The organism is Methylobacterium sp. E-016, from assembly GCF_022829745.1.
Lineage (GTDB): Bacteria > Pseudomonadota > Alphaproteobacteria > Rhizobiales > Beijerinckiaceae > Methylobacterium.
Genome location: NZ_JAKSYF010000108.1, coordinates 52,120 through 77,126, shown reverse-complemented (window position 1 = coordinate 77,126; position 25,007 = coordinate 52,120). Strand labels below are relative to the sequence as shown.

The 25,007-nt window shown below is 73.3% G+C and carries 23 protein-coding genes and 1 pseudogene; 16 read left to right on the top strand and 8 right to left on the bottom strand.

Annotation, left to right across the window (positions count from 1 at the left end):
* Nucleotides 1–198 precede the first annotated feature (198 nt).
* The 5 genes from MKK68_RS13500 (at nucleotide 199) to MKK68_RS13480 (ending at nucleotide 6,345) form a co-directional block, all read left to right on the top strand.
* A complete protein-coding gene (locus MKK68_RS13500; protein WP_243945938.1) occupies nucleotides 199–1,758 on the top strand; it encodes a CYTH and CHAD domain-containing protein in 1,560 nt (519 codons plus the stop codon).
* Between the two features lie 54 nt (nucleotides 1,759–1,812).
* Nucleotides 1,813–2,955 (top strand): carboxylate-amine ligase, encoded by a 1,143-nt coding sequence (locus MKK68_RS13495; RefSeq protein ID WP_243938399.1) that lies wholly within the window; start codon nucleotides 1,813–1,815, stop codon nucleotides 2,953–2,955.
* Between the two features lie 217 nt (nucleotides 2,956–3,172).
* Complete coding sequence (locus MKK68_RS13490) at nucleotides 3,173–3,634, top strand: tellurite resistance TerB family protein (RefSeq protein ID WP_147859830.1); 462 nt, start codon at nucleotides 3,173–3,175, stop codon at nucleotides 3,632–3,634.
* 137 nt (nucleotides 3,635–3,771) lie between these two features.
* A complete protein-coding gene (locus MKK68_RS13485; protein WP_147843547.1) occupies nucleotides 3,772–5,031 on the top strand; it encodes a Zn-dependent hydrolase in 1,260 nt (419 codons plus the stop codon).
* A gap of 3 nt (nucleotides 5,032–5,034) precedes the next feature.
* Nucleotides 5,035–6,345 carry an allantoate amidohydrolase gene (locus MKK68_RS13480; RefSeq protein WP_243945936.1) on the top strand — a complete coding sequence of 437 codons (1,311 nt, stop codon included), beginning with the start codon at nucleotides 5,035–5,037 and terminating at the stop codon, nucleotides 6,343–6,345.
* Here MKK68_RS13480 and MKK68_RS13475 read toward each other — a convergent pair.
* The 4 genes and pseudogenes from MKK68_RS13475 to puuE form a co-directional block, all read right to left on the bottom strand.
* Nucleotides 6,273–7,475 carry a DUF1501 domain-containing protein gene (locus tag MKK68_RS13475; RefSeq protein ID WP_243938403.1) on the bottom strand — a complete coding sequence of 401 codons (1,203 nt, stop codon included), beginning with the start codon at nucleotides 7,473–7,475 and terminating at the stop codon, nucleotides 6,273–6,275. The two genes, MKK68_RS13480 and MKK68_RS13475, sit on opposite strands and share 73 nt — an antisense overlap.
* 9 nt (nucleotides 7,476–7,484) lie before the next feature.
* Entirely contained in the window at nucleotides 7,485–9,002 is a 1,518-nt protein-coding gene (locus tag MKK68_RS13470; RefSeq protein WP_244030704.1) for a DUF1800 domain-containing protein, read from the bottom strand.
* Nucleotides 9,003–9,072: 70 nt separating this feature from the next.
* Nucleotides 9,073–10,707: a histidine ammonia-lyase gene (gene hutH / locus MKK68_RS13465; RefSeq protein WP_147729044.1), complete on the bottom strand. Its 1,635-nt coding sequence runs from the start codon at nucleotides 10,705–10,707 to the stop codon at nucleotides 9,073–9,075.
* Between the two features lie 56 nt (nucleotides 10,708–10,763).
* Nucleotides 10,764–11,669 (bottom strand): annotated as a pseudogene (gene puuE, locus MKK68_RS13460) (allantoinase PuuE); the annotation flags it as partial.
* Nucleotides 11,670–11,866: 197 nt separating this feature from the next.
* On the opposite strand from puuE, the gene MKK68_RS13455 reads away from it, so the two are divergent.
* From MKK68_RS13455 to MKK68_RS13415, 9 genes are all read left to right on the top strand, one after another.
* Nucleotides 11,867–12,337, top strand: a complete 471-nt coding sequence (locus MKK68_RS13455) for an ureidoglycolate lyase (RefSeq protein ID WP_244030702.1) — start codon at nucleotides 11,867–11,869, stop codon at nucleotides 12,335–12,337.
* Between the two features lie 170 nt (nucleotides 12,338–12,507).
* Nucleotides 12,508–12,705, top strand: a complete 198-nt coding sequence (locus MKK68_RS13450; RefSeq protein WP_244030699.1) for a DUF4089 domain-containing protein — start codon at nucleotides 12,508–12,510, stop codon at nucleotides 12,703–12,705.
* Nucleotides 12,706–12,709: 4 nt separating this feature from the next.
* Entirely contained in the window at nucleotides 12,710–14,119 is a 1,410-nt protein-coding gene (locus tag MKK68_RS13445; RefSeq protein ID WP_244030698.1) for an AtzE family amidohydrolase, read from the top strand.
* Complete coding sequence (gene hpxZ, locus MKK68_RS13440; protein ID WP_147727497.1) at nucleotides 14,119–14,499, top strand: oxalurate catabolism protein HpxZ; 381 nt, start codon at nucleotides 14,119–14,121, stop codon at nucleotides 14,497–14,499. The genes MKK68_RS13445 and hpxZ overlap by 1 nt, the downstream gene beginning before the upstream one ends.
* Nucleotides 14,500–14,643: 144 nt before the next feature.
* A complete protein-coding gene (locus tag MKK68_RS13435) occupies nucleotides 14,644–16,275 on the top strand; it encodes an ABC transporter substrate-binding protein (RefSeq protein ID WP_147842972.1) in 1,632 nt (543 codons plus the stop codon).
* A gap of 80 nt (nucleotides 16,276–16,355) precedes the next feature.
* Nucleotides 16,356–17,309 carry an ABC transporter permease gene (locus MKK68_RS13430; RefSeq protein ID WP_147727495.1) on the top strand — a complete coding sequence of 318 codons (954 nt, stop codon included), beginning with the start codon at nucleotides 16,356–16,358 and terminating at the stop codon, nucleotides 17,307–17,309.
* Between the two features lie 21 nt (nucleotides 17,310–17,330).
* Entirely contained in the window at nucleotides 17,331–18,260 is a 930-nt protein-coding gene (locus tag MKK68_RS13425) for an ABC transporter permease (RefSeq protein ID WP_147727494.1), read from the top strand.
* A 115-nt stretch (nucleotides 18,261–18,375) separates the two neighbouring features.
* A complete protein-coding gene (locus MKK68_RS13420) occupies nucleotides 18,376–19,446 on the top strand; it encodes an ABC transporter ATP-binding protein (RefSeq protein ID WP_244030697.1) in 1,071 nt (356 codons plus the stop codon).
* A gap of 20 nt (nucleotides 19,447–19,466) precedes the next feature.
* Complete coding sequence (locus tag MKK68_RS13415; protein ID WP_243938530.1) at nucleotides 19,467–20,483, top strand: ABC transporter ATP-binding protein; 1,017 nt, start codon at nucleotides 19,467–19,469, stop codon at nucleotides 20,481–20,483.
* A gap of 26 nt (nucleotides 20,484–20,509) precedes the next feature.
* Here the strand turns inward: MKK68_RS13415 and MKK68_RS13410 are convergent, their stop codons facing one another.
* The 3 genes from MKK68_RS13410 to MKK68_RS13400 form a co-directional block, all read right to left on the bottom strand.
* Complete coding sequence (locus MKK68_RS13410; RefSeq protein WP_243945925.1) at nucleotides 20,510–20,962, bottom strand: BrnA antitoxin family protein; 453 nt, start codon at nucleotides 20,960–20,962, stop codon at nucleotides 20,510–20,512.
* Nucleotides 20,904–21,224 (bottom strand): BrnT family toxin, encoded by a 321-nt coding sequence (locus MKK68_RS13405; protein WP_243938490.1) that lies wholly within the window; start codon nucleotides 21,222–21,224, stop codon nucleotides 20,904–20,906. Before MKK68_RS13405 ends, MKK68_RS13410 begins: the two co-directional genes overlap by 59 nt.
* A gap of 144 nt (nucleotides 21,225–21,368) precedes the next feature.
* Nucleotides 21,369–22,904: a PLP-dependent aminotransferase family protein gene (locus MKK68_RS13400; RefSeq protein WP_244030696.1), complete on the bottom strand. Its 1,536-nt coding sequence runs from the start codon at nucleotides 22,902–22,904 to the stop codon at nucleotides 21,369–21,371.
* Between the two features lie 90 nt (nucleotides 22,905–22,994).
* Between MKK68_RS13400 and MKK68_RS13395 the strand changes: the two genes are divergently transcribed.
* Both MKK68_RS13395 and MKK68_RS13390 read left to right on the top strand, forming a co-directional pair.
* Entirely contained in the window at nucleotides 22,995–23,651 is a 657-nt protein-coding gene (locus MKK68_RS13395; RefSeq protein WP_147842391.1) for an FMN-binding negative transcriptional regulator, read from the top strand.
* Nucleotides 23,648–24,358, top strand: a complete 711-nt coding sequence (locus MKK68_RS13390) for a GNAT family N-acetyltransferase (RefSeq protein ID WP_244030695.1) — start codon at nucleotides 23,648–23,650, stop codon at nucleotides 24,356–24,358. The genes MKK68_RS13395 and MKK68_RS13390 overlap by 4 nt, the downstream gene beginning before the upstream one ends.
* A gap of 7 nt (nucleotides 24,359–24,365) precedes the next feature.
* On the opposite strand, the gene MKK68_RS13385 is transcribed toward MKK68_RS13390, so the two are convergent.
* The gene (locus MKK68_RS13385) at nucleotides 24,366–25,007 is read right to left on the bottom strand and encodes a phosphoribosylanthranilate isomerase (protein WP_243938486.1); all 642 of its coding nucleotides are present in this window, start codon (nucleotides 25,005–25,007) and stop codon (nucleotides 24,366–24,368) included.

Here is a 25,007-nt window from a genome sequence, read left to right as displayed (position 1 = left end):
TGTGCACAACACGCTCTTGCGCCAAGCTTTTGCACGAAGCGTCGGTCGCGCAAAGGGCAAACTTTGCGGATGCGGCCGAGGGCGCCACCGCCGCCCTGCGCGTGCTACATGGCGGGCGATCCGGACGGATCGGAGGTGGCTCCGATGCGTTCTCGCGGTGACAGGGGCTGCGGCCCGGAACGGACGGACGAACGCTTCATGGACACGCCGCGGGAGATCGAGCTGAAGCTGGAATGCACGGGCCCAGACCTCGCCGCACTCGGTGCCCATCCGCTGCTGCAGGGGCAGGCCGACGGGGCCGCATCCGAGCCGAAGCTCCTCGCGGCGACCTATTTCGACACCGCCGACGGCGCGCTCCGCGAGGCCGACCTGACCTTGCGGGTGCGCCGGACGGGCGAGGCCTTCGTGCAGACCGTCAAGGCGGGCTCCGGCGCGGCCGGGCTGTTCGACCGGGCGGAATGGGAGAGCCCGGTCGCCGGCGAGGCGCCGGAGCCGGCGGCCTTCGCCGACACGCCGGTGGCCGATCTCCTCGCGAAGGCCGAGGCGCCGGACCTGGCGGCCCAGTTCCGCACCGTGGTGATGCGCTCGGTCCGGCCCGTGACCTACGGCGCCTCGCGGATCGCGGCGACCCTCGACGAGGGCCGGGTCGAGACCGACCGGGGCGATGCCCCGCTGTGCGAGCTCGAGCTGGAGCTTGAATCCGGCGATCCGGCCGACCTGTTCGCGCTGGCCCAGGCGCTCGCCGAGACGGTGCCGCTGCGGATCGGCGTGCTGTCGAAGAGCGCCCGCGGGTTCGCGCTGCGCGACGGCAAGGCCGCGCGGCCGAGCAAGTCCGACATGGCGCCGTTGCCGAAGGACGCGACCGGCGGCGAGGCCTTCCGCCACATCGCGCTCGGGTGCCTGCGGCACCTGCGCCTCAACGAGGACGTCTGGGGCCACGCCCGCGACCCGGAGGCGCTGCACCAGATGCGGGTGGCGCTGCGGCGGCTGCGCACCGCGCTGTGGCTGTTCAGGCCGATGCTGGCGGGCGACGCCCGGGCGGCCACGCTCGGCGACGAGATCAAGCGCGTCACCGAGCCGTTCGGCCGGGCGCGCAACCTCGACGTCTTCCTCGAGACCACCCTGCCCGACGAGATCGCCCGGCGCCCGGACGAGCCGGGGCTCGCCGGCCTGCGCGAGCGCCTGGAGACCGAGCGCGACCGGGCGCACGACGCCGTCGGCGCGATCCTGACCTCGCCCGAATGGCGCAGCCTGCTCCTCGACCTCCTGGCCTGGATCGAGGCCGGCCCGTGGCGGGAGGGCGTGGGCAAGCTCCGCGACGCGCCCGCCCGCGACCTCGCCACGGAGGTGCTGGAGCGCCTGCGCCGGCGGATCGCCAAGCGCGGCCGCCACATCGAGCGGCTCGATCCCGAGGCGCGTCATCGCGTCCGCATCGCCGGCAAGAAGCTGCGCTACGGCGCCGAGTTTTTCGCCGGCCTCTATGGCGGCCGGAAGGCGCGCCGGCGCCACAAGGCGTTCGCAGCCGCCCTCTCCGACCTGCAGGACCACCTCGGCGGCCTCAACGACCTCGCCACCGCGCATGCGGTGATGGCCGGACTCGCCGATGCGTCCGGGCCCGCCTCGGACGCGCTCGACGGCCAGGCGCTGTTCGCGGCGGGCCTCGCCACCGCCGATTCGGAGGCGAAGGCGGACGAACTGCTCGCGGGCGCGGCCGAGGCCCACGGCACGCTGGCCGACCTCAAGCCGTTCTGGCGCTGAACCGGGCGCCCGTCGGCGCGTAGACCCCTCGCGGACGGCGCGGGGGGAGGCGGCATGGCTCACGTCTACAGGTTCGGCATGGAGGAGGAGTTCTTCCTTGCCGACGCCGAGACCCGCAACACCCCCCGCAAGACGTCTCGCGGCCGGGTGAGGGCCTTCCATGCCGCCGTCCAGGCGCGGATGGAATCGGCCGAGCGGGAGATGCTGGAGAGCCAGGTCGAGACCTGCACCCCGCCCTCCGACAGCATCGCGGAGACGCGCGCGCGCCTGATCGCGATGCGGGCCGACCTCGCGACGATCGGGCGGGAGCACGGGTTGCGCGTCTTCGCCGCCGGCACCCACCCGGCCGCGACGTGGCGGCGGCAATCGACGACGCCGGCCGAGCGCTACCGCGGGATCATCGACGACCTGCAGATCGTCGGGCGGCGCTCGGTGGTCTGCGGGCTCCACGTCCACGTCGAGGTGCCGCGTCCCGACGCGCGCCTCGACCTGCAGAACCGGCTGATGCCGTTCCTGCCGATCCTGCTCGCGCTCTCGGTCTCCTCGCCGTTCTGGGAGGGGCAGCGGACCGGGCTCGCCGGCTACCGGCTCAGGGCCTATGCCGAGCTGCCGCGCACCGGCCTGCCGGAGCTGTTCGCGGACGCCGCCGACTACGACCGCTACGTCCGGGTGATGACCGCCTCGGGCGCGATCGCGGATGCGAGCTTCCTGTGGTGGCACCTGCGCGCGTCGGTGAAGTACCCGACGCTGGAACTGCGCATCGCCGACAGCTGCTCCGAGGTCGAGGACGGGCTCTGCATCGCCGCCCTGTTCCGCTGCCTCGTGCGCCTGCTCGACCGCGATCCCGGCGTGAATGCCGGCCTCACCGGGGCGGCGCGCGGCTTCGCGATGGAGAACCTGTGGCGGGCCGAGCGCGACGGGGTGCGGGCCGAGCTGATCGACGCCACGCGGGAGCGGGCGGTGCCGATGGCCGAGATCGTCGAGGGGCTGCTCGCGCGCCTCGCGGAGGATGCCGACGCCCTCGATTGCCGGGCCGCCTGCGAGCGCGCCCGCACCATCGTCCGGCACGGCACGGGGGCCGACCGGCAGCTCGCCGCGTACGCGGCGGCGCGCGCGGCCGGATCGTCGGACCGCGCGAGCCTCGGAGCGGTGGTCGACGCCCTGGCCGACGAGACCGCGTCGCCGAAGCCCCGATGAGGCCGGACCATGCGGGCCGGGCGCGCCCGTTGGGGGTAGGCACGCCCGGCCCGACGGTCGGCCGGCATCCGGACCGAGAGGCCGGACGACGGGCCATCATCGCGCCCGCGTATTTCCCAAGCATGTCCGTTCGCCGCGGGGGCATCGGCGCAACACGGACCGCCCGGGTTCTGTTATCTCCCCCGACGCATCGGCGCCCCTCAACGACCCGGTTCCCATGAGCATCCTGAAAGACATCTTCGGCCGCCTGACCCAGGCGGTGACCGCCTATGCCGGCGACAAGGCGCTGATGCTGGCGGCGGTCTCGGCCGCCGCCAACGTCATCGTCGCCGACGGGGAGGTGGCCGGCACCGAGTTCGAGACGGCGCTGGCCGGCCTCAGGGCCAACCCGATCCTTGAGAAGGGCTACGACACCCTGATGCTGGAGGCCGAGCTCTACGACGGGATCGCCCGCGCCCGGACGCGGGCGGGCCGGGCCGAGAACCTGCGCCACGCCGCCGCGCTCGCCGACCGGCCGCAGGCGCAGCGCGAGAACGTCTTCCTGATCGCGGCCGACGTCGCCGACCAGGACGGGATCAGCGGCATCGAGGCGGTGGCGCTGGCCGAGATCGCCGCCGCGCTCGGCGTCGACGGGAACGCGCTGCTCGGCGCCTCGCCGGTGCGCCGCCCGGCGCCGTGAGCCGCGCCTGCGGGGCCTGACGCGCCTGCGGGGACTGGGCGGGCCTGCGGAACCTGGCCGGGCACGATCCTTGCCGGCCGCCGGGCCGTCACGTCGGCATCGTGACACGAGACACACACGCGACGACGGAGGCCAGGATGGCCGGCACGGCAAAGACCCACAACCTGCGCATCGACGGCTCGCGCCTGTGGGAGACGATCCAGGAGACGGCGCGGTTCGGCGCGACGCCGGCCGGCGGCCTGAACCGCCTCACCCTGTCGCCCGAGGACGGCGCGGTCCGCGACTGGTTCCGGGACGCCTGCACGGCGGCGGGGCTCGAGGTGCGGGTCGACGCCCTCGGCACCCAGTACGCCCTGCGGCCCGGGCGCGACGCGGCGCGCCCGCCGGTGGCCTTCGGCTCGCATCTCGACACCCAGCCGACCGGCGGCAAGTTCGACGGCATCCTCGGCGTGCTGGCCGGGCTGGAGGCGATGCGCGCCCTGAACGACGCCGGCATCGAGACCGAGGCGCCGCTTCTGCTGGTCAACTGGACCAACGAGGAGGGCTCGCGCTTCGCCCCCGCGATGATGGCGTCGGCGGCTTACGCCGGCGATTTCACCACCGACGAGATCCTGGAGAAGACCGACGCGGCCGGCATCAGCGTCGGCGCGGCGCTCGACGCGATCGGCTACCGCGGGACCGACACCGTGGGCGACCGGAAGATCGGCGCCTTCGTCGAGCTGCACATCGAGCAGGGCCCGATCCTGGAAGCCGAGGGCCGGACCATCGGCGTGGTCGAGGGCGGGCAGGGCATCGCCTGGTTCGACGGCACGATCACCGGCTTCGAGGCGCATGCCGGCACCACGCCGATGCCGCGCCGCCGCGACGCGCTGCTCGGGCTCGCGGAGGTCGCGCTCGCGGTCGAGCGGATCGCGCTGGCGCACGCGCCCACCGCCGTCGCCACCATCGGCGAGGCCGTGATCGGCGCGCCCTCCCGCAACGTGGTGCCGGGGCTGGTGCGCTTCACCCTCGACGTGCGCGACCCGAAGCCGGAGGTCCTCGACGCGATCGAGGCGGAGCTGCGCGCGAGCCTTCCCGCGATCGCGGACCGGCGCAAGCTCGCCATCGACCTCGCGCGGATCTGGCGCAAGGAGCCGGTGCCGTTCGACGCGGGCGTGATCGCGGCGGTCGATGCCGCCGCCGAGGGGCTGGGCCTGAGCCGCCGCCGCATGGTCTCGGGCGCCGGGCACGACGCCTGCAACCTCGCGGCCCGCGTCCCGACCGCGATGATCTTCGTGCCGTGCAAGGACGGCGTCAGCCACAACGAGTCGGAATCGGCGACCCCGTCCGACTGCGCCGCCGGCGCCGACGTGCTGCTGCAGACGGTGCTGACGCTCGCCAACGCGCCGAAGGCCTGATCCGTGGACGCCTTCGCCCCCCGCATCCAGCAGCGGCTCGACGCGCTGGCCCAGATCAGCGCCGAGCCCGGCGCGATCACCCGCCTCTACCTCACCCCCGAGCAGGCGCGGGCCGAGGCCCTGGTCGCCGGCTGGATGGGCGAGGCCGGGTTGCAGGTGCGCCGCGACGCCGTCGGCAACCTGATCGGCCGCGTCGAGGGCCACGAGCCCGGCGGGCCGGCCCTGGTGATCGGCTCGCACCTCGACACCGTGCGCAACGCCGGCTGCTACGACGGGCCGCTCGGCGTCGTCGCCGGCATCAGCTGCGTCGAGGCCGTGCTGCGCCAAGGACCGCCGCCGGTCGCGATCGAGGTGGTGGGCTTCGCCGACGAGGAGGGCGTGCGCTTCGCCGCGACGCTGACCGGCAGCCGGGCGTTCGCCGGCCATCTCGACCCGGCGGCGCTGCGCACCCTCGATGCCGCCGGCACGACGCTGGCCGCCGCGATGCGCGAATACGGCCTCGACCCGAAGGCCGTCCCGACCGCCGCCCGCACGCCGGATCAGATCCTCGGCTACGTCGAGCTCCACATCGAGCAGGGGCCGATGCTGGAGCGCGAGGGCCTGCCGGTCGGCCTCGTCACCGCGATCAGCGGGGCGAGCCGCCTGGAGATCACGCTGTCGGGGGAGGCGGGGCACGCCGGCACCGTCGCGATGACCGAGCGCCGCGACGCGCTCGCGGGCGCCGCCGAATGCATCCTGGCGATCGAGGCGCGCTGCCGCGGCGAGGAGCACCTCGTCGGCACGGTCGGGCGCATCCAGGCGCTGCCGGGGGCGGTCAACACCATCCCGGGCCAGGCCAAGTTCAGCTTGGACCTGCGGGCGCCCGACGACGCGCAGCGGCACGCCGCGCTCGCCGACATCGACCTCGCCTGCAAGCGCATCGCGCTCCGGCGCCGGCTCGGCTTCGGCATCGCCCTCCTGCACGAGGCGGAAGCCGTCCCCTGCGACCCCGGGATGACGGCCCTGGTCGAGGCGGCGATCGTCGCCGAGGGCCATCCCGTCCTGGCGCTGCCGAGCGGGGCCGGCCACGACGGCATGGCGGTGGCGGCGATCGCGCCGATCGCCATGGTGTTCGTGCGCTGCCGCGGCGGCATCAGCCACAACCCGGCCGAGTTCGCCAGCCTGCCCGACATCGAGGCCGGGACCCGGGTGCTGCTCGGGACGGTGCGCGGGTTCCTCGCGGCACGGGAGCGGTCGGCCGATCAGACCAGCCCGAGGTCGGCCGGCGCCGCATCCGCGAAGACCCGCCGGAGGCTCGCCGGATCGAGCCCGTAGAGGCGTCGCAGCAGCCCGGCGAGCAGGCTGCGGTAGTCGGTGAGCACGGGATGGTCGCGGTTCTGGAACAGGTGCGCCTCGTCGGCCCGCACCTGCGGCCCGGCGATGCGGCCGCCGCGCACGGCACCGCCCAGCACCCAGTAGACGCTGCCGTGCCCGTGATCGGTGCCGCGGTTGCCGTTCTCGCGGAAGGTGCGGCCGAACTCGGAGAGCACGACCACCACCGTGTCGTTCCAGGCGGGGCCGACCTCCTCGACGAAGCCGGCCAGCCCGCGGCCGAGCTCGCCGATCCGGTCGGCGAGGTAGCCGGTGGCGGCGCCCTGGTTCACGTGCGTGTCCCAGCCGCCGACGTCGACGAAGCCGAGGTTGAACGACTCGCGCATCAGCCGGCCGATGCGCCGGGCCGAGCGCGCGAAGCCCTTCGGCGAGACGGCGCCGCGGTCGGCCTCGGCCTGATGCTCCGAGACCGACTGGTAGACCGCGTCGCGCACGCGGAACCCCTCGGCCACCGAAGCGGCCAGCGGGGTGTCGCGGTACATCGCCGTGATCAGCCCGGCCTGGCGCGCGTCGATCCCGGGCTTGGCGACCTCGTTGATCGCGATGTTGGGCACCGTCTCGGTGCCGCGGAAGATCAGCGGGATCTGCTCGGTGAAGGCGATCGGGCGCGTCCGCGTCAGCTCCGCGGCGAGCCGGGCCATGAAGCCCGAATTGTAGTCGCGGGAGGCGCCGACCGTCTGCCCGAGCTCGATCGTGTCCTGGGTCTCGAAATGGCTGCGCGTGAGGTCGTCGGTGCCGGCGAACGGCACGAAGGCGGCCTGCCCCCGGGCGTAGAGCGGCAGGATCGTGTCGCGCAAGCTCGGGTGGAGGCTCCAGTCGGCGTCGAGCGCCAGCGCCGCCGCCGGGTCGGCCGCATCCGGTCGGGCGACCGCGAGGGTCGGCCGGGCGCGGTAGTAGAAGTCGCTGCCCGTCGGGATCACGACGTTGGCCGCGTCGTAGGCGCCGCGCAGGAACACCACGAGCAGGCGCGCATCCGCCTTCGGCGCGGCCCAGACCCGGCCGGCGACGGTGGACAGGCCGAGCGCGAGGGAGGCTCGGATCAGCGCGCGGCGGGGCGGGTCGCGCGGGTCCATGGGCGGCCTTCAGCGCATGAATTCGGGGGCGGACAGGAACAGGGTGTTCCAGTCCTGCGGGGAGACGGCGCGGGCCAGGGCGTCCCGGGTCGGGGCGCTCAGGGTCGCCGAGAGCGTCGAGAAGTAGAGCCCGTTCTGCAGCAGCGGGAAGGCCGGCTCGTCGGCCATGTCGGGGGCGGGCTTGAACAGGCCGGCGGAGCCCGACCCGATCTGCCGGGCGATCTCGAAGCGCGTCGTCATCTGTCCCGGCCCGTTCCAGGCGGCGGCGCCGAGCGGGTAGCCGTCCGGCGTCGAGCGGTTGAACAGGCCCTCGCCGAGGCGGTTGAGCCAGCCCTGGATCGGCGCGGCGTTGCGGATCGTCCGCCCGTCGTAGGCGAGGCGCACGGCCGAGAGCACGTAGCGGGCCGGGTCCTTGAACCCGTCCCCGAGGGAGGCCGCGAAGTCGGGCGCGTGGAACAGCGCGTCGAGCACGGCCGCGATGTCGCCGTCGCTTTGGGTGAAGACCTGCGCCAGCCGCGCCACCAGGGCGTCCGAGGGCGGGGCGCCCAGGAAGTAGCGCGCGAGCGCGGCCGACACGGTTCGCGCGGTGGCGGGCTCGCGGGCGATCAGGTCGAGCGCCTCGACGATCTCGGGCCAGCCGCGGCCGCGGATCGCGTGGCCGAGGAAGACCTTGTCGCCGTAATCGTGGCGGTTCGGGTTGAATTCGAACAGGCCGGCGCGGACGAGGTCGGCTTGGCGCTCCGGCTTCAGCTTCGGGTCCTCGGGGCGGGCGTCGATGCCGACGCCGGTAAGGATGCGGGCCAGCGCCTCGACGTCGCCCTGCGTGTAGCCGGAGCCGACCCCGAGGGTGTGCAGCTCCATCAGCTCGCGGGCGTAGTTCTCGTTGAGGTGGCCGGCGGCGTTGTCGGCATTGTCGAGATAGCGCAGCATCGCCGGGTGCCGCAGCGTCGCCTCCAGCAGGTCGCGGAAGCGGCCGAGCGCGTGCCGGCGGATCGCCGCGTCGACGTAGTCGCCGACCATGGCGCGCAGGTTCGCCTTGCCCTGGTGGACGTTGAAGCGGTTGAGCCAGAACCAAGTCAGCCGCTCGCGCACCTGGTCCGGGCTGTCGAGCGCCCGCAGGATCGTGGCCGCGGCGGCGTCCCGGGCGACGGCCGAGAGCGCCCCCTGGTAGGCCTGCTGCGCGGCCTTCTTCGCATCCGGGTCGGGCTCGGCGCTGGCCGCCCGCGCCTGCGCGTCGAGGGCGGAGATCCGCTCGAGCAGCGTGCCCTTCGGCGTCAGCGCGTCGACCTGCGCCTGGGCGGCCTCCGGCAGGGCTGGGCCTGCCGGCGGATGGAGCTGCTCTTGGAGCCAGCGCACGCGGCCCTTGGCGCGGAGCTCCGCGTGGCTGGCCGGCGAGACGCCCCAGGTCACGGCGTCGAGGAAGGCGGCGTCGGCCTCGGGCGTGGTCGCGGCCCGGGCCGCGGCGGCCGCGAAGGCGAGGCCCGTCGCGAGCGTCAGGCAGGACAAGCGGAGCGCGGGCCGCATCATCGGATCCCCCCTCGTGCCCGCACGATCCAGCCACCGGATTGTGGCGCCGGTGCGGTAAGGGGCGCCGCGCCTATTCCAGCGGGCCGATCGCGGCCTCCACCGCCGCGACCACCGCCCCCGAGCGCACCAGCGCGAGCGCGGCCTCCATCTCGGCCTGGTACCAGCGGTCGCCCGACAGCGCCGGGGCGATGACCTTGCGCACCGCGTCGAGGGCGGCCTGCGTGCCGGAGCCGAGGGGATGGTCCCGAGCGACGTCGGCGACCAGCGAGAGCGCCTGGCACGCCATCAGGATCTCGCCGGCGACGATGGTCTCGACGTTGGCGACGACGGTGCGGGCCTTGCGCGCGCACCAGGTCGAGTTCGAGACGTGGTCCTCGGCGTTCGACTTGCCGGGGATCGAGTCGACCGAGCCGGGCATCGACAGGGTCCGGTTCTCCATCACCAGGGCCGACATCGTGCACTGCACGGTGGCGAAGCCGGTGTTGAGGCCCTTCTTGCCGGCGAGCAGGTTGCGCGGCAGGCCGTAGCTCATGGTCGGGTCGATGAGGCGCGCGAGCCGCCGCTCCGAGATCGAGCCGAGGTCGGTGGCGGTGATGGCGAGCAGGTCCATCGCCTGCGCGACGTAGGCGCCGTGGAAGTGCCCGGCCGAGATGCAGGTATAGTGGTCGGCCCCGTCGGCGAAGATCAGCGGGTTGTCGGTGGCCGCGTTGATCTCGGTGCCCATGATGCCGTCGACGTAGGCCAGCGCCTCGCGCACCGGCCCGTGCACCTGCGGCGCGCAGCGCAGCGAGTACACGTCCTGCACCCGCGGCGGCGGGGCCTGGCCGGGGGCGCGGGCCTCGTCGGGGAACACCGTGACGCGGGCGCCCTCCGTGCAGCGCTCGGAATCGCCGATCATCCGCAGGACGTTGCGGGCCGAGGCCGCCTGGCCCTTGTGCGGGCGGGCGGCGTGGACGCGGGGATCGAAGGCGGCCTTCTCCGCACGCAGGGCCTCGAGCGTCAGGGCGAGGGCGATCTCGGCGGCCTTGAGGACCCGCTTCATGTCCTCCAGCGCCAGCACGCCGACGGCGAGCGACACGGTGGAGCCGTTGATCAGCGCCGAGGCGTCCTTGGCCTCCAGCGGAAACGCCTCGGGCAGGCCCGCCGCCTTCAGCGCCGCGCGGGCCGGCAGGCGGCGTCCCTCGTAGAACGCCTCGGCCTCCTCGAACCCGCAGATCGCGCCGGCCAGGTGCGCCAGCGGCGCGAGGTCGCCCGACGCCCCGACCGAGCCCTTCGACGGGATCACCGGCACGATCCCGGCGTTCAGGCAGGCGAGCAGGCGGTCGACGACCGCGACGCGCGGCCCGGAGAAGTTCGACGCGAAGGCGTTGGCGCGCAGCAGCATGGTGGCGCGCACCGCCTCCGCGTCGAACGGCTCGCCCATCCCGGTGGCGTGGGCGTAGACGGTCAGCCGCTGGTAGGCCTGCATCTCGTCCATGCGCACGCGCTGGTCCTTGAACAGGCCGACGCCGGTGTTGAACGAGTACATCAGCGGCGCGTCGTCGGTCATGAAATGCGCGTCGATGTAGTCCCGCGCGCCGACGAGGCTCCTGCGCGCGCCCTCGTCGAGCACCGCCTCGGCGCGGAGGCCCGCCGCGTCCGGCCGGGCGACGGCGAGCACGTCCGCGGCGGTGAGGGTGCGGCCGTCGATGGTGGTCGTCGTCATGGGCTGTCTCTCGAAAGGGGCTTTCCCGGAGCGGAGCACGAATCAGGCCGTCACGGCGCCGGGTGGCGGGCGATCCAGTGCCGGGCGATGTCGACGCGGCGGGCGAGCCAGACCCGGTCGTGCGCGGCGACGTGGTCGAGGAAGCGGGCCAGCGCCGCCATCCGTCCCGGGCGGCCGACGAGGCGGCAATGCAGGCCGACCGACATCATCTTGGGCGCCGTCGCGCCCTCGGCGTAGAGCACGTCGAAGCTGTCGCGCAGGTAGGCGAAGAACTGGTCGCCGGAATTGAAGCCCTGGGGGCTCGCGAAGCGCATGTCGTTGGCGTCGAGGGTGTAGGGCACCACGAGGCCGGTGCGCCCCGCGCCCGTCAGCCAGTAGGGCAGGTCGTCGGCGTAGGAATCCGACAGGTAGGTGAAGCCGCGCTCCAGGCCGAGCTCCAGCGTGTGGATCGAGGAGCGGCCGGTGTACCAGCCCTCGGGCGCCGAGCCCGTCACCGCCGCATGGATGCGGATCGCCTCGTCCATCGCGGCGGCCTCCTCCGCCCGGGAGGCGTCGCACATGTCGATCCATTTGAGGCCGTGGCTGGCGATCTCCCACGCGGCCTCGCGCATCGCCGCGACGGCCTCCGGGTTGCGCATCAGCGCGTGCGCCACGCCGAACACGGTGACGGGAATCCCGCGGGCGGTGAACAGCCGCCACAGCCGCCAGAACCCGGCCCGCGCGCCGTACTCGTAGAGCGATTCCATGTTCATGTGGCGCTGCCCCGGCCAGGGCTGCGCGCCGACGATCTCGGACAGGAACGCCTCGGACGCGGGGTCGCCGTGCAGGATGCAGTTCTCGGCGCCCTCCTCGTAGTTCAGCACGATCTGCACCGCGATGCGGGCGCCGTCCGGCCAGTCGGCGGCCGGCGGGTTGCGGCCGTAGCCGACGAGGTCGCGGGGATAGGGGCGGGGATCGGTCAACGGGTCTGCTCGGGCGGTCTGAAGGCTCGGGGACGCAACGACGCAGCCGCCTCCGCCGTCAACCCCGCCGCGGCCCTCGGCCCCGCAAACCCGCCCTCGGCCATACGCAAGCCGGCCCGAATCCCGCTTGACCGCCGAGGCGAGCCGCGGAAGCTCGGCCCCGTGCCGCGAAGCCGGGCACGAAGCCAGGACGGACGATGCGCACGATCCCGATCGAACCGATGGACGAGGTTGCCTTGCGGCCCTTCGCCGACCTGCTCGCCGCGCCCGCGGCGGGGCCGCGGCAGGACCATGCGAGCCCGATCGAGAACCGGCGCGCGGGCGTCTCCGCCAACCTCGCCCTGATCCGCAGCGAGCCGTTCGCCGGCCTGATGCCGCTGACCCGCCTGGAGCGGCATCCGCAGTCGAGCCAGGCCTTCCTGCCGCTCGCGGTGGATTCCTACCTCGTCGTGGTGGCGCCCGACCGCGACGGGCGGCCCGACGAGGCCGCGATCCGCGCCTTCCGGGTGCCGGGGCAGGCCGGCATCAACTACCGCGCCGGCGCCTGGCACGCGCACCTGATGACGGTCTCGGCGCCCGGCACCTTCGCGATGCTCGTGCACGAGGACGGCACGCCGGAGGATTGCGTCTTCGCCGCGATCGCGCCGGTGACGCTCGGCGCCGGTTGACCGGCCCTGCGTCCGCGATGGGCGCGGCAGCCGCCGATTGCCTATCTCGTAGGCAGACGCGATTGACCGGATTATGCCTATTCGACGAGCAATTCAGGCGTCCGGCCCAGCGGGGCGGCTTGGCGCGGCCCTTGCCCGCTCGAGGTCCGATCGTTCGATGAGGATGCCCGATGACGACCCGCGATGCACCGCCGCCGGATCTCGACGCCTTCGCCGCCGCCGCGGCCCCGCTGCTCGAGCTGCGCCTCGATCCCGCCTGGGTCGCGCCGGTGATCGCCAACCTCCGGGTCCTGGCCGCCGCGGCGGACCTCGTCGGCGGCTTCCCGCTGCCCGACGAGGCCGAGGCGGCCCCGGTCTTCGAGGCCTGAGGCGATGGTGGAGCAGAGCACCGACTGGAGCCGCGCCGACGCCGCTTCGATCGCCGCCGGCGTCGCGGAGGGGCGCGTCCGGGCCCGCAGCGTGATCGAGGCGACGCTGGCGCGGATCGGCCGGGTCGACCCGGCGGTCAACGCCTTCACCGACGTGACGGCCGCGCACGCCCTGGCCGCCGCCGACGCCGTGGATGCGCGGCGGGCCGCCGGCGCGGCGTCGGGGCCGCTCGCTGGCGTGCCCTTCGCGGTGAAGAACCTGATCGACTGCGCCGGCCTGCCGACGCGGGCGGGATCGACGATCAACCGCGAGCGGGCGCCGGCCGCGCGCGACGGCGCCCTGGTGCGCCGGCTGGAGGCGGCCGGCGCGGTCCTCGTCGGCGCGCTCAACATGGGCGAGTACGCCTACGACTTCACCGGCGAGAACGTGCACGACGGCGACAGCCGCAACCCGCACGCGGCCGGCCACATGACCGGCGGCTCGTCGGGCGGCTCGGGCGCGGCGATCGCCGCCGGCCTGGTGCCGCTGACGCTCGGCTCCGACACCAACGGCTCGATCCGGGTGCCCTCGGCCTTCTGCGGCTGCTTCGGGCTCAAGCCCACCTACGGCCGCCTGACCCGGGCCGGCAGCTTCCCCTTCGTGAACAGCCTCGACCATCTCGGGCCGATGGCGCGCAGCGTGACCGACCTGGCCCTCGCCTACGACGCGATGCAGGGTCCCGACCCGGACGACGCTGCGGCGACCGCGCGGGCCGCGGAGCCCGTCCTGCCGGGGCTGGATTCCGGCCTCGGCGACCTCCGCATCGCCGTGGCCGGCGGCTACTTCGCCCGCGGCGGCGACCCGGAGGCGTTCGCCGCGGTCCAGGTGGCGGCGCGGGCGCTCGCCGCGACGCGGGTCGTCGAGATCCCGGAAGCCGCCCGCGCCCGGGCGGCGGCCTACCTGATCACCGCGGCCGAGGGCGCCGCGCTCCACCTCGACCGTCTCCGGACCCGGCCGGAGGACTTCGATCCGGCGGTGCGCGACCGCCTCATCGCCGGCGCGATGCTGCCGGCGCCCTTCGTCGAGCGGGCGCAGCGCTTCCGGCGCTGGTACCGCGGCGCGGTGGCCGACCTGTTCGCGGACGTCGACGTGATCCTGGCGCCGTCCACCCCCTGCCGGGCGCCGCCGCGCGGCCAGACGCACTTCACCCTCGACGGCGTCTCCCTGCCGGTGCGGGCCAATATCGGCGTGTTCACCCAGCCGATCTCGTTCATCGGCCTTCCGGTGGCGGCGGTGCCGGTCTGGCTCGAAGGCGGGCTGCCCCTCGGCGTGCAGGTCATCGCCGCGCCCTGGCGCGAGGACGTGGCGCTGCGCGTGGCGCGGGTGCTGGAACGGCTCGGCATCGTCCGCGCCCCGATCGCGGAGCTGACGTGATGGTGGTCGACGATTTCGCGGTGAAGGCCGAGGTCGAGGCGGCGTTCCGCGCCTACGAGACCGCGCTGACGGAGAACGACGTGCCGGTGCTCGAGGCCTTGTTCCGCGACGATCCCCGCACCATCCGCTACGGCGGGGGCGAGAACCTCTACGGCATGGACGCGATCCGCGCCTTCCGCCGGGCGCGCTCGCCCGTCGGCCTGGAACGGACCCTGTCCGAGACGGTGATCACCACCTACGGGCGAGATTTCGCCACCGCGATGACCCTGTTCTTCCGCGAGAGCGCGCCGGGTCGGATCGGGCGCCAGAGCCAGACCTGGGTGCGGTTTCCCGAAGGCTGGCGGGTGGTCGCCGCGCATGTGAGCCTGATCGACGGGTAGGCCCCCCCGCCGATCCGCGCCTCCGGTGCGATTGAATAAAGAATGACACCCCAGCGCCGGTCTGGCCGCGCGCTTGCATGGAGCCGGGCGTCCTCTCGGGCGCCCCGTCGCGGGGGCCCGCCTCACGGAGCAGACCCGCCCGACATGCCGTTTCGCTCGATGAAGACCTTCACCGCCCGTGCGGCGTTCGCCGGCGCCCTCGCGCTGTCGGCCCAGGCGCCCTCCGCCGCGATGGCGCAGGGCACGCTCCGGATCGGCATGACCGCCTCCGACATCCCGCTGACCACCGGCCAGGCCGACAACGGCGGCGAGGGCATGCGCTTCATGGGCTACACGGTCTACGACGGGCTCATCAACTGGGACCTGTCCTCGGCGACCAAGCCCTCCGACCTCGTGCCGGGGCTGGCCGAGAGCTGGGCGGTGGACGCCGCCGACAAGACCAAGTGGACGTTCAAGCTGCGCCCCGGCGTGACGTTCCACGACGGTTCCGACTTCACCGCCGACGCCGTGGTGTGGAACCTCGATAAGCTGCTGAAGAACGACAGCCCGCAATACGATCCGCGCCAGTCGGCTCAAGGCCGCACCCGCATCCCGGCGGTGGCGAGCTATCGCGTGGTCGACCCGCTGACCGTGGAGATCGTCACCAAGGCGCCGGACGCGACGCTGCCCTACCAGATCGCCTGGGTGATGATGTCCTCGCCCGCCCAGTGGGAGAAGCTCGGGCGGAGCTGGGACGCCTTCGCCAAGACCCCGTCCGGCACCGGCCCGTGGAAGCTGACCCTGTTCGCGCCGCGCGAGCGCGCCGAGATGGTCCCCTTCAAGGCGTACTGGGACAAGGCCCGCGTGCCCAAGCTCGACAAGCTCGTGCTGGTGCCGCTGCCCGAGGCCAACGCCCGCGTCGCGGCGCTCCGCTCCGGCCAGGTCGACTGGATCGAGGCGCCCGCGCCCGACGCCGTCGCCTCGCTGAAGGGCGCCGGCTTCACCATCGTCACCAACACCTATCCCCACAACTGGACCTGGCACCTGTCGCGGGTCGAGGGCTCGCCCTGGAACGACGTGCGCGTGCGCAAGGCCGCCAACCTCGCCATCGACCGCGAGGGCCTGAAGGAGCTGCTCGGCGGCCTCGCGGTGCCGGCCACCGGCTTCTTCCCGCCCGGCCACCAGTGGTTCGGCCACCCGACCTTCAAGGTGACCTACGATCCGGCCGCGGCCAAGAAGCTGCTCGCGGAAGCCGGCTACGGGCCGAACAAGCCCCTGAAGACCAAGATCGCGATCTCGGCCTCCGGCTCCGGCCAGATGCAGCCGCTGCCGATGAACGAGTTCGTGCAGCAGAACCTCGCCGAGGTCGGCATCCAGGTCGACTACGAGGTGGTCGAGTGGAACACGCTGATCAACATCTGGCGCGCCGGCGCCAAGGCCGACATCTCGCGCGGCGTGACGGGCATCAACTACTCGTACTTCATCCAGGACCCGTTCACCGGCTTCATCCGGCATCTCCAGAGCAACTTCGCGCCGCCGAACGGCACCAACTGGGGCTACTATTCCGACCCGGCGATGGACAAGCTGTTCGACCAGGTCCGCAACACCTTCGACAAGGCCGAGCAGACGGCGGTGCTGGAGAAGGTCCATGAGAAGTTCGTCGACGACGCGCTGTTCATCATGATCACGCACGACGTGAACCCGCGGGCGATGAGCCCGAAGGTGAAGGGCTTCGTCCAGGCGCAGAACTGGTTCCAGGACTTCTCGAACATCACCATCGCGACCGCGGGGCGCTGACGCGATCCCTCCCCCCGTCGCGGGGGAGGGGCCGGCCCACGCCCGCCCCCCGGTCATCGGAACAAGGACACCCGGATCCGATGCTGCTCTACATCCTCAAGCGCCTCGTCGCCGTGACGCCCGTGGCGTTCGGGGTCAGCCTGGTCTGCTTCCTGCTGGTCCACCTCGCGCCGGGCGATCCCCTGAGCGCGATCCTGCCGGCGGACGCGACGCAGGCGACCATCGACGAGATGCGCGCCGCCTACGGCTTCGACAAGCCGCTGCCGGTGCAGTACGCGATCTGGCTCTGGCACGTGCTGCACGGCGACCTCGGCGTCTCGATCGCCACCGGCCGGCCGGTGCTCGGCGAGGTCTCCCGCGCGGTGGTCAACAGCCTGATCCTCGCCTCGGTCGCGACGCTGATCGGCTTCACCTTCGGCACCCTGTTCGGGTTCGTCGCCGGCTATCACCGCAACTCGATCCTCGACCGGGTCGCCTCCGCGATCTCGGTCTTCGGCGTCTCGGTGCCGCATTACTGGCTCGGCATGGTGATGGTGATCGTGTTCTCGGCCAACCTCGGCTGGCTGCCGCCGACCGGCGCCGGGCCCGACGGCTCCGGCAACTGGCGGCCCGATCTCGAGCACCTGCGCTTCATCATCCTGCCCGCCGTCACGATGTCGGTGATCCCGATGGGCATCATCGCCCGCACCGTGCGGGCGCTGGTGGCCGACATCCTCGCCCAGGACTTCGTCGAGGCCTTGCGCGCCAAGGGCCTCGACGAGGTCGGCGTGTTCAAGCACGTGGTCCGCAACGCCGCGCCGACGGCGCTCGCGATCATGGGCCTGCAGCTCGGCTACCTGCTCGGCGGCTCGATCCTGATCGAGACGGTGTTCGCCTGGCCCGGCACCGGCTTCCTCCTGAACGCCGCGATCTTCCAGCGCGACCTGCCCCTGCTCCAGGGCTCGATCCTGGTGCTGGCGATGTTCTTCGTCGCCCTCAACCTCCTCGTGGACGTGATGCAGACCGCACTCGATCCGCGCATCGAGCGGGCCTGAGCCCGAGGAAAGCATGACGTCATGACCGCACCCGTCACCGCCGCCACCATGGCCCTCGACGGCGGCATCGCCCCCGCGGCGTCCGAGGTCGAGCCCGACGCCTTCGTCGCCTCTCGCGGCTACTGGGGCCATGTCGGCCACCGCCTCGTGCGCGACCCCGTGGCGATCGCCGCCGGATTGGTGATCCTTGCCATCGTCGTCGTCGCGATCCTGTCGCCGTGGATCACGCCGATGGACCCGTATCGCGGCTCGATGCTGCGCCGCCTGAAGCCGGTCGGCGACGCGACCTACTGGCTCGGCTCGGACGAGCTCGGCCGCGACATGCTGAGCCGCCTGATGGTCGGCGCCCGGCTGTCGCTGTTCATGGGCGTGACGCCGGTGCTGATCGCCTTCGTGATCGGGTCGTCGATCGGCATCGTCGCCGGCTACGTCGGCGGCTGGACCAACACGATCCTGATGCGCACCATCGACGTGTTCTTCGCCTTCCCCTCGGTGCTGCTCGCCATCGCGCTCTCGGGCGCGCTCGGCGCCGGCATCTTCAACGCCATCGTCTCGCTCACCTGCGTGTTCGTGCCCCAGATCGCGCGGATCTCCGAGAGCGTCACCACCGGCATCCGCGCGCGCGACTACATCGACGCGGCCCGCCTCTCGGGCGCCTCGGCGCTGACGATCATGCGGGTGCAGGTGCTGGGCAACGTGGTCGGGCCGATCTTCGTCTACTCCACCGGCCTGATCTCGGTCTCGATGATCCTGGCCTCGGGCCTGTCCTTCCTCGGCCTCGGCGTGCGGCCGCCGGAGCCCGAATGGGGCCTGATGCTCAACACGCTGCGCACCGCGATCTACGTCAACCCGACGGTGGCGGCGCTGCCGGGGCTGGCGATCTTCATCGTCTCGATCTCGTTCAACCTGTTCTCGGACGGCCTGCGCAGCGCCATGGAGATCCGCCAGTGATCCCCACGGCTCGGCACCGCCCCCCTCTCATCCGCCCGACGTCGGCGAGCGCGCCCGCGCGTCACCGCCCACGCGGCGGATCGCCGTCGCGGCATCAGCGCCCAGGGCAACACTCATGAGCGTCATCGTCCAGCCCGCCGACCTCGCGACCGCTTCGCTACGCGACCGCGGCGGCCCGGCCCAGCCGCTCCTGTCGGTCTCCGGCCTCGTCAAGCACTTCCCGGTGCGCAAGGGCGTCGGCGGCAAGAAGTCGGTCGTGCGCGCCGTCGACGGCGTCGACTTCTCGGCGCTCAAGGGCGAGACCCTCGGGATCGTCGGCGAATCCGGCTGCGGCAAGTCGACGACGGCCAAGCTCCTGATGGGCCTGATCGAGCGCGACCAGGGCGAGATGCTGTTCGACGGCGAGGCGGTGGGCAGCCGCGCGATGCCGTGGCGGACCTATCACCGCCAGGTGCAGATGGTGTTCCAGGACAGCTACGCCTCGCTCAACCCGCGGATGACGGTGGAGGCCTCGATCGCCTTCGGGCCGACGGTCAACGGGGTCGGCAGCCGCGAGGCGATCGAGCGTGCCCGCGGATTGCTGGCCCGCGTCGGCCTGGAGCCGAAGCGCTTCGCCGGCCGCTACCCGCACGAGCTGTCCGGCGGCCAGCGCCAGCGGGTCAACATCGCCCGCGCCCTCGCGCTGGAGCCGCGGCTGATCCTCCTGGACGAGGCGGTCTCGGCCCTCGACAAGTCGGTGGAGGCGCAGGTGCTCAACCTGCTCCTCGACCTCAAGGCGGAGTTCGGGCTGACCTACCTGTTCATCAGCCACGACCTCAACGTGGTGCGCTTCATTTGCGACCGGGTGATGGTGATGTATCTCGGCCGCGTCGCCGAGCTCGGCCCCTCGGACACGGTGCTGGCCGAGCCCGCCCACCCCTACACCCAGGCGCTGCTCGCCTCGATGCCGTCGCTCGATCCCGACAACCGCACCGAGGCCGCCCTGCTCACCGGCGATCCGCCGAACCCGATCGACCCGCCGGACGGCTGCCGCTTCCATCCGCGCTGCCGGCTCGCCGAGCCGGTCTGCTCCGGCGTGACGCCGCCGCTCGCCCCGATCGCGCCGCTGCATCAGGCCGCCTGCCTCGCGCGCCAGCCGGGCTCGGGCCATTCCCTTGCTCCTGCTGCCGAGCAGGTGGCGGCATGAGCGCGAAGTTGAGCGCGGACATGAACGCGTCGGCCCCCGCGGTCGAGCTCACCGACCTCAAGGTCGGCTTCGGCAAGGTCGAGGTGGTCGACGGGGTCGACCTGCGGCTCGAGCGCGGCCAGGCCATGGCGCTGATCGGCGAGTCGGGCTCGGGCAAGAGCGTGACGCTGCGCGCGATCCTGCGCCTCTTCCCGGAAGGGCGCAGCCGCACGCGGGGCGGAATCTCGGTGGCGGGCCGCGACGTGCTCGCGCTGTCGAAGCGCGAGCTGGCGGATTTCCGCGGGCACGTCGCCTCGATGATCTTCCAGGAGCCGCTGCTCGCCTTCGACCCGGTCTACACCGTCGGCCGCCAGATCACGGAAGCGATCCGCCGCCACGAAAAGATCGATGCGGCGGGAGCCCGGCAGCGGGCGCTCGCGCTGTTCGAGCGCGTCCGCATCCCGAGCCCGGAGCGGCGCCTCGACGCCTACCCGCACGAGATGTCCGGCGGGATGCGCCAGCGCGCGATGATCGCGCTGGCGCTCGCCTGCCGGCCGCAGGTGCTGCTTGCCGACGAGCCGACCACGGCGCTCGACGCCACGGTGCAGATCCAGATCCTGCTGCTGCTGCGCGAGCTGCAGCGCGATCTCGGCCTGTCGATCATCCTGGTGACGCACGACCTCGGCGCCGCCGTCGAGGTCGCCGACCGGATCTCGGTGATGTATGCCGGCCGCATCGTCGAGACCGGCACCGCGCACCAGGTCGTGCTCGATCCGCACCACCCCTACACGATCGGCCTGCTGCGCAGCCGCGCGGAGGGGGCGCTGGCCAAAGGCGCGCGGCTCCAGACGATCCCGGGGAGCCCGCCGGACCTCGCCAACCGCCCGGCCGGATGCCCGTTCGCCCCGCGCTGCTTCCTCGCGATCGACAAGTGCCGCGAGACGCCGCCCTCGCTCAGCGTCGGTGACGGGCACCTCGCCGCCTGCTGGCGCACGGAGGAGGCGTCGGCCGCCTACCGCGCCGGGCCGCAGCCGGTGCGGGCCGAGGCGGCGGCCTGAGGGGGAAACGCGGACGATCGGCCCGATCAGGCCTTCTTCCGGCCGGAGGGACCAGACTCGGCGTCCTGCGAAGGCGGAAACGGCTGACCGGCTGCGACGGCGCCCCCTCGGTCCGATCCCGTCCGCCGATAAATCCCCGCCTCACGCGCCGTATCGGCTTCCGCATGCGGACCTGCGCCTGGATCATCCACGATGCGGGCCAGCACGTCATGCATGCGGGTCTGCCAACCGGGACCGGTCGCCTTGTAGGCATCGAGCACACGGCGATCGATCCGAAGCGTGAGTTGCACCTTGGGCGACGCGGCCCGCGGGCGTCCGCCGCGGTTTCTCGGAAGCGCGGCGTAGATATCCGGAGGCAGCTCGCGAGCCGGTCTCAACGCGGCGAGTTCCACATCCGTCAGGTCGGGGTTGTCGGAGACCTCATCCCAATCCGCCTGGGAAAATGCCGGCGCGTCTGTCTTGCGATCCGAGACGATCATGGACGGCCCTTTCCTTCGGATTGGCGTAGCGCAAACTCACCAGGGCGATGGCTTCCGCCCCCAATGGCGAGACGATCACGACGACGACCAACCGGTCCCGCCATCGACCGATGATCTTGTAGCGGATGCGGCCGGTGCGGCTCGGCTGCGCGGGCAGGTAGACGGCATCCTCGCCATCGAAAGCGGTCTCGAACTCGGCGAAGTCGAGCCCATGCTTGAGCAGGTTCGCCTGCCGCTTCGCCTCGTCCCAGACCGCCGTCACGGGTTTATGTAACTCCGAAAACCATGAGGGACAATCCGGTCGGCTCGTTGGTGCCGCATCGGTCGGTTGTCGAACCCTCTAAAGCCGGCTCGGGATGCTAGCACAGGCGCGCGGTGCGGATGGCAAGGCGCGGGCCACGTCGCCTCATCCCCCGCCGGCGGCCCACAGGGTCGTCGCCAGGCGCGTCACCGCCGGCGCGATGGCGCGCTCGGGCACGGCGGCGTAGCCGAGCAGCAGGCCCGGCTCGGCCGTCATCGGGTCGGCGTGGTAGGCCGAGAGCGCCACGGCCGCGATGCCGGCCTGCGCCAGGGCGGCGACGGCCGCGGCGTCGCCGAGCCGGGGCGGCCAGTCCGGACCGGGGCGAGCAACCAGGTGCATCCCGCCCTCCAGCGGCGCGACCGCGAGCAGGCCCGCGGCGTGGTCGCGGGCGGCGTCGAGCAGGGCGGCCTGCCGCCCGGCATGGAGCTTCCGCGTGCGGCGCAGGTGGCGTCCGAGATGGCCCTCGTCGATGAAGCGGGCGAGCGCGCCCTGGCCGAGGCCGGAGGGCGCCGGCCCGGTCTCCGCGAGCGCCCGCTGGACCGGGCCGGCGAGCCCTTGCGGCAGCACGAGGTAGCTCAGCTGCAGCGCCGGCAGCAGCACCTTGGAGAAGCTGCCGGCGTAGATCACCCGTCCGGTCCGGTCGAGGGCGCGCAGCGGCGGCAGCGGCCGGCCAGCATAGCGGTACGTGCCGCCGTAATCGTCCTCGACGATCCAGGCGCTTGTGGCCTCGGCCCAGGCGAGCAGCGCCAGCCGGTTCTCGAGGCTCATGGCGTGGCCCAGCGGATAGTGATGCGCCGGGGTCACCACGGCGAGGCGCGCGCCCATGGCGGCGCCGGCCCGGTCGATCGCGAGGCCGCCCGGCCCGACCGGGACGGGGGCGGGGCGCAGGCCGGCCTCCGCCAGCGCCGACGCGATGCCGGGAAACCCCGGATCCTCGACCAGAGCCGTCTCGCCCGGATCGAGCAGCAGCTGGGCGAGTAGCCGCAGGCTCTGGCGGATGCCCGCCGTCACGATCACCTCGTCGGCCGTGCAGGCGACGCCGCGGGTGGCGGCGAGGTAGGCCGCGGTGGCGGCGCGCAGGCGCGGGTCGCCGAGGGGTTGGGGCGGCGGGGCGCCGTCGCGCCACTCGGTCTGGAGCAGGCGCCCGAAGGTCGCGAACGGGAAGGCGTCGGCGGCCGGCCGCCCGAGGGCGAAGGCATCCGGCGCAACAGGCGCGGAGAACCACGCCCGCGCCGACGACGCCATCAGGGCCGTCCCGCGCCGCGACAGCACGGGCGGTGCCGGGAAGGACCCTGCGGCCTCGGGCGGGCTCGCGACGGCGAGGGTGTCGTCGGGGAGGATGGCGGCCACGCGGGTGCCGGAGCCCCCGCGCGCCGTCAGGTAGCCCTCGGCGACCAGCTGCTCCAGCGCGGCCAGCACGGTGCCGCGGGCGCATCCGAGATCCTCGGCCAGCGCCCGCGAGCCGGGAAGGCGGGCGCCGCGGGCGATCCGGCGTTCCAGGATCGCCCGGCGAAGCGCGTCGCCGATGCGCGCCTGCAGCGGCAGCGCCCCGCCGGGCGCGAGATCGAGCACGAGGGGGAGGGCGCTCGCGTCCCCGGGAGGGCTCGCCCCCGCCGTTTCCCTCTCCGGGTCCTTGCGCACGAAGTGGTCCAGTCGCTTGCGTGAAACCGGATCTTTTGCCTGGACCGGAGATCGGTCAAGCACGGGCCTCCACCGGTCCGGAGCGCCGCGATGTACCAGCCACCGCATTTCCGAGAGGACGACCTCGGGGCGCAGCATGCCCTGATCCGCGCCCATCCCCTCGGGCTCCTGGTCACCGCCGGTCCGGGGGGCCTGATGGCGAACCCGATCCCGTTCCTGATCGACGGCGCGGCGTCCGAACGGGGGACGCTGCGCGCGCACCTGGCGCGGGCCAACCCGCAATGGCGCGAGCTGGCGCAGGTCGCGGAATGCCTCGTGGTGTTCCAGGGTCCCCAGGGCTACGTCACCCCGTCCTGGTACGCGACCAAGCGCGAGACCGGGAAGGTGGTGCCGACCTGGAACTACGCCACCGTCCACGCCTGGGGTCGGCCGCTTGTGGTCGACGACCCCGACTGGCTCCGCCGCCAGATCGCCGAACTCACCGACCAGCGCGAGGCGTCGCGGCCCGAGCCCTGGTCGGTGGACGACGCGCCCAGACCCTTCACCGACGCGCAGGTGAAGGGCATCGTCGGGATCGAGATCCCGGTCGCGCGCATCGCCGGCAAGTGGAAGCTCAGCCAGAACCGGCCGGAGGCCGACCGCGCCGGCGTGGTCGCGGGTTTTCGCGCGGCGGGCGGCCGGGAGGATATGGCGGCGGACATGTCAGCACACATGGCCGACCTGGTGCAGGAACGGAGCGGACGATGAGCGCGCGCGAGAACAGCTTCGGCCAGCCGATCGGGCCGGCCCTGCCCGACTGGCGCCCGCGCCCGCTGCCGCCGCGGGAGGCGATGCAGGGACGCACCTGCCGGGTCGAGCCGCTCGATGCGGAGCGCCATGGCGCCGACCTGTTCTCGGCCTTCTCCGCGGCGCCGGACCGGCGGGGCTGGACCTATCTCGGCAACACCCTGCCGGAGACGGAGGGGGCCTACCGGGCCGAGCTGGCGGCGATGGCGGCCGGCGCCGACCCGCTGTTCCACGCGGTCGTCGATGCCGGCGCCGGCCGGGCGGTCGGGATCGCGTCGTACCTGCGCATCGATCCGGCCAACGGCGTCATCGAGGTCGGGCACCTGCACTTCTCGGCCCTGCTGGCGCGGCGGCCCGCCGCGACCGAGGCCATGGCCCTGATGATGGCCCGCGCCTTCGACGAGCTCGGATACCGCCGCTACGAGTGGAAGTGCGACGCCCTCAACGCGCCCTCGCGCGCGGCGGCCCTGCGCTACGGCTTCACCTTCGAGGGCGTCTTCCGCAACGCCGTCGTGGTGAAGGGCCGCTCGCGCGACACCGCCTGGTTCTCGGTCACCGACGCCGAGTGGCCCCGGGTGAGGGCGGCGTTCGGGGCCTGGCTCGCCCCCGACAACTTTTTCGAAGACGGGCGGCAGCGGCGATCCCTCGCTGATCTGCGAGCGGGCTGATCCCGGCTCAGCCCCCCGCGCGGGCCGCCCTGACGAAGGCGGCGATGCGGTCGGGATCCTTCACGCCCGGGCCCGCCTCGACGCCCGAGGAGACGTCGACCGCGGTGGCGCCGGTGCGGGCGAGCGCCGCGGCGACGCTGACCGCGTCGAGGCCGCCCGACAGCATCCAGCCGGCGGGAAGGTCCGCCCCGGCGAGCAGATCCCAATCGAAGGCGCGGCCGTTGCCGCCGGGCAGCGCGGCTCCGGGCGGCGGCTTGGCGTCGAGGAGCAGGCGGTCGGCGACGGCGTAGGCCGCGATCCGATCGAGGTCGACGCGGGTCGCGACGCCGATGGCCTTCATCACCGGGCGGCCGGCGAGGCGGCGGATTTCGCCGACGCGCCCCGGGGTCTCGGAGCCGTGCAGCTGGATCAGGTCGGGATCGATCGCCTCCATCGCGGCGGCGAGCGCGGCATCGTCCGGATCGACCAGCAGCACGACGCGCTCGGCCCTGCCGCGGGCCTGCTCGGACAGGGCGCGGGCCGTGTCGAGGCCGACATGGCGCGGGCTCTTTTCGAACCGCACGAGGCCGATCCAGTCGGCCCCGGATTCCAGCGCGGCGGCCAGCGTCTCGGGCGTGCTCAGGCCGCAGATCTTGACGCGAATCGACAT

Bases quoted from the DNA above. Each gene is read 5' to 3' on its own strand.
- MKK68_RS13500 (WP_243945938.1), top strand. From the start codon at position 199: ATGGACACGCCGCGGGAGATCGAGCTGAAGCTGGAATGCACGGGCCCA.
- MKK68_RS13495 (WP_243938399.1), top strand. From the start codon at position 1,813: ATGGCTCACGTCTACAGGTTCGGCATGGAGGAGGAGTTCTTCCTTGCC.
- MKK68_RS13490 (WP_147859830.1), top strand. From the start codon at position 3,173: ATGAGCATCCTGAAAGACATCTTCGGCCGCCTGACCCAGGCGGTGACC.
- MKK68_RS13485 (WP_147843547.1), top strand. From the start codon at position 3,772: ATGGCCGGCACGGCAAAGACCCACAACCTGCGCATCGACGGCTCGCGC.
- MKK68_RS13475 (WP_243938403.1), bottom strand. From the start codon at position 7,475: ATGGACCCGCGCGACCCGCCCCGCCGCGCGCTGATCCGAGCCTCCCTC.
- MKK68_RS13470 (WP_244030704.1), bottom strand. From the start codon at position 9,002: ATGATGCGGCCCGCGCTCCGCTTGTCCTGCCTGACGCTCGCGACGGGC.
- hutH (WP_147729044.1), bottom strand. From the start codon at position 10,707: ATGACGACGACCACCATCGACGGCCGCACCCTCACCGCCGCGGACGTG.
- MKK68_RS13455 (WP_244030702.1), top strand. From the start codon at position 11,867: ATGCGCACGATCCCGATCGAACCGATGGACGAGGTTGCCTTGCGGCCC.
- MKK68_RS13450 (WP_244030699.1), top strand. From the start codon at position 12,508: ATGACGACCCGCGATGCACCGCCGCCGGATCTCGACGCCTTCGCCGCC.
- MKK68_RS13445 (WP_244030698.1), top strand. From the start codon at position 12,710: ATGGTGGAGCAGAGCACCGACTGGAGCCGCGCCGACGCCGCTTCGATC.
- hpxZ (WP_147727497.1), top strand. From the start codon at position 14,119: ATGGTGGTCGACGATTTCGCGGTGAAGGCCGAGGTCGAGGCGGCGTTC.
- MKK68_RS13435 (WP_147842972.1), top strand. From the start codon at position 14,644: ATGCCGTTTCGCTCGATGAAGACCTTCACCGCCCGTGCGGCGTTCGCC.
- MKK68_RS13430 (WP_147727495.1), top strand. From the start codon at position 16,356: ATGCTGCTCTACATCCTCAAGCGCCTCGTCGCCGTGACGCCCGTGGCG.
- MKK68_RS13425 (WP_147727494.1), top strand. From the start codon at position 17,331: ATGACCGCACCCGTCACCGCCGCCACCATGGCCCTCGACGGCGGCATC.
- MKK68_RS13420 (WP_244030697.1), top strand. From the start codon at position 18,376: ATGAGCGTCATCGTCCAGCCCGCCGACCTCGCGACCGCTTCGCTACGC.
- MKK68_RS13415 (WP_243938530.1), top strand. From the start codon at position 19,467: ATGAACGCGTCGGCCCCCGCGGTCGAGCTCACCGACCTCAAGGTCGGC.
- MKK68_RS13410 (WP_243945925.1), bottom strand. From the start codon at position 20,962: ATGATCGTCTCGGATCGCAAGACAGACGCGCCGGCATTTTCCCAGGCG.
- MKK68_RS13395 (WP_147842391.1), top strand. From the start codon at position 22,995: ATGTACCAGCCACCGCATTTCCGAGAGGACGACCTCGGGGCGCAGCAT.
- MKK68_RS13390 (WP_244030695.1), top strand. From the start codon at position 23,648: ATGAGCGCGCGCGAGAACAGCTTCGGCCAGCCGATCGGGCCGGCCCTG.
- MKK68_RS13385 (WP_243938486.1), bottom strand. From the start codon at position 25,007: ATGTCGATTCGCGTCAAGATCTGCGGCCTGAGCACGCCCGAGACGCTG.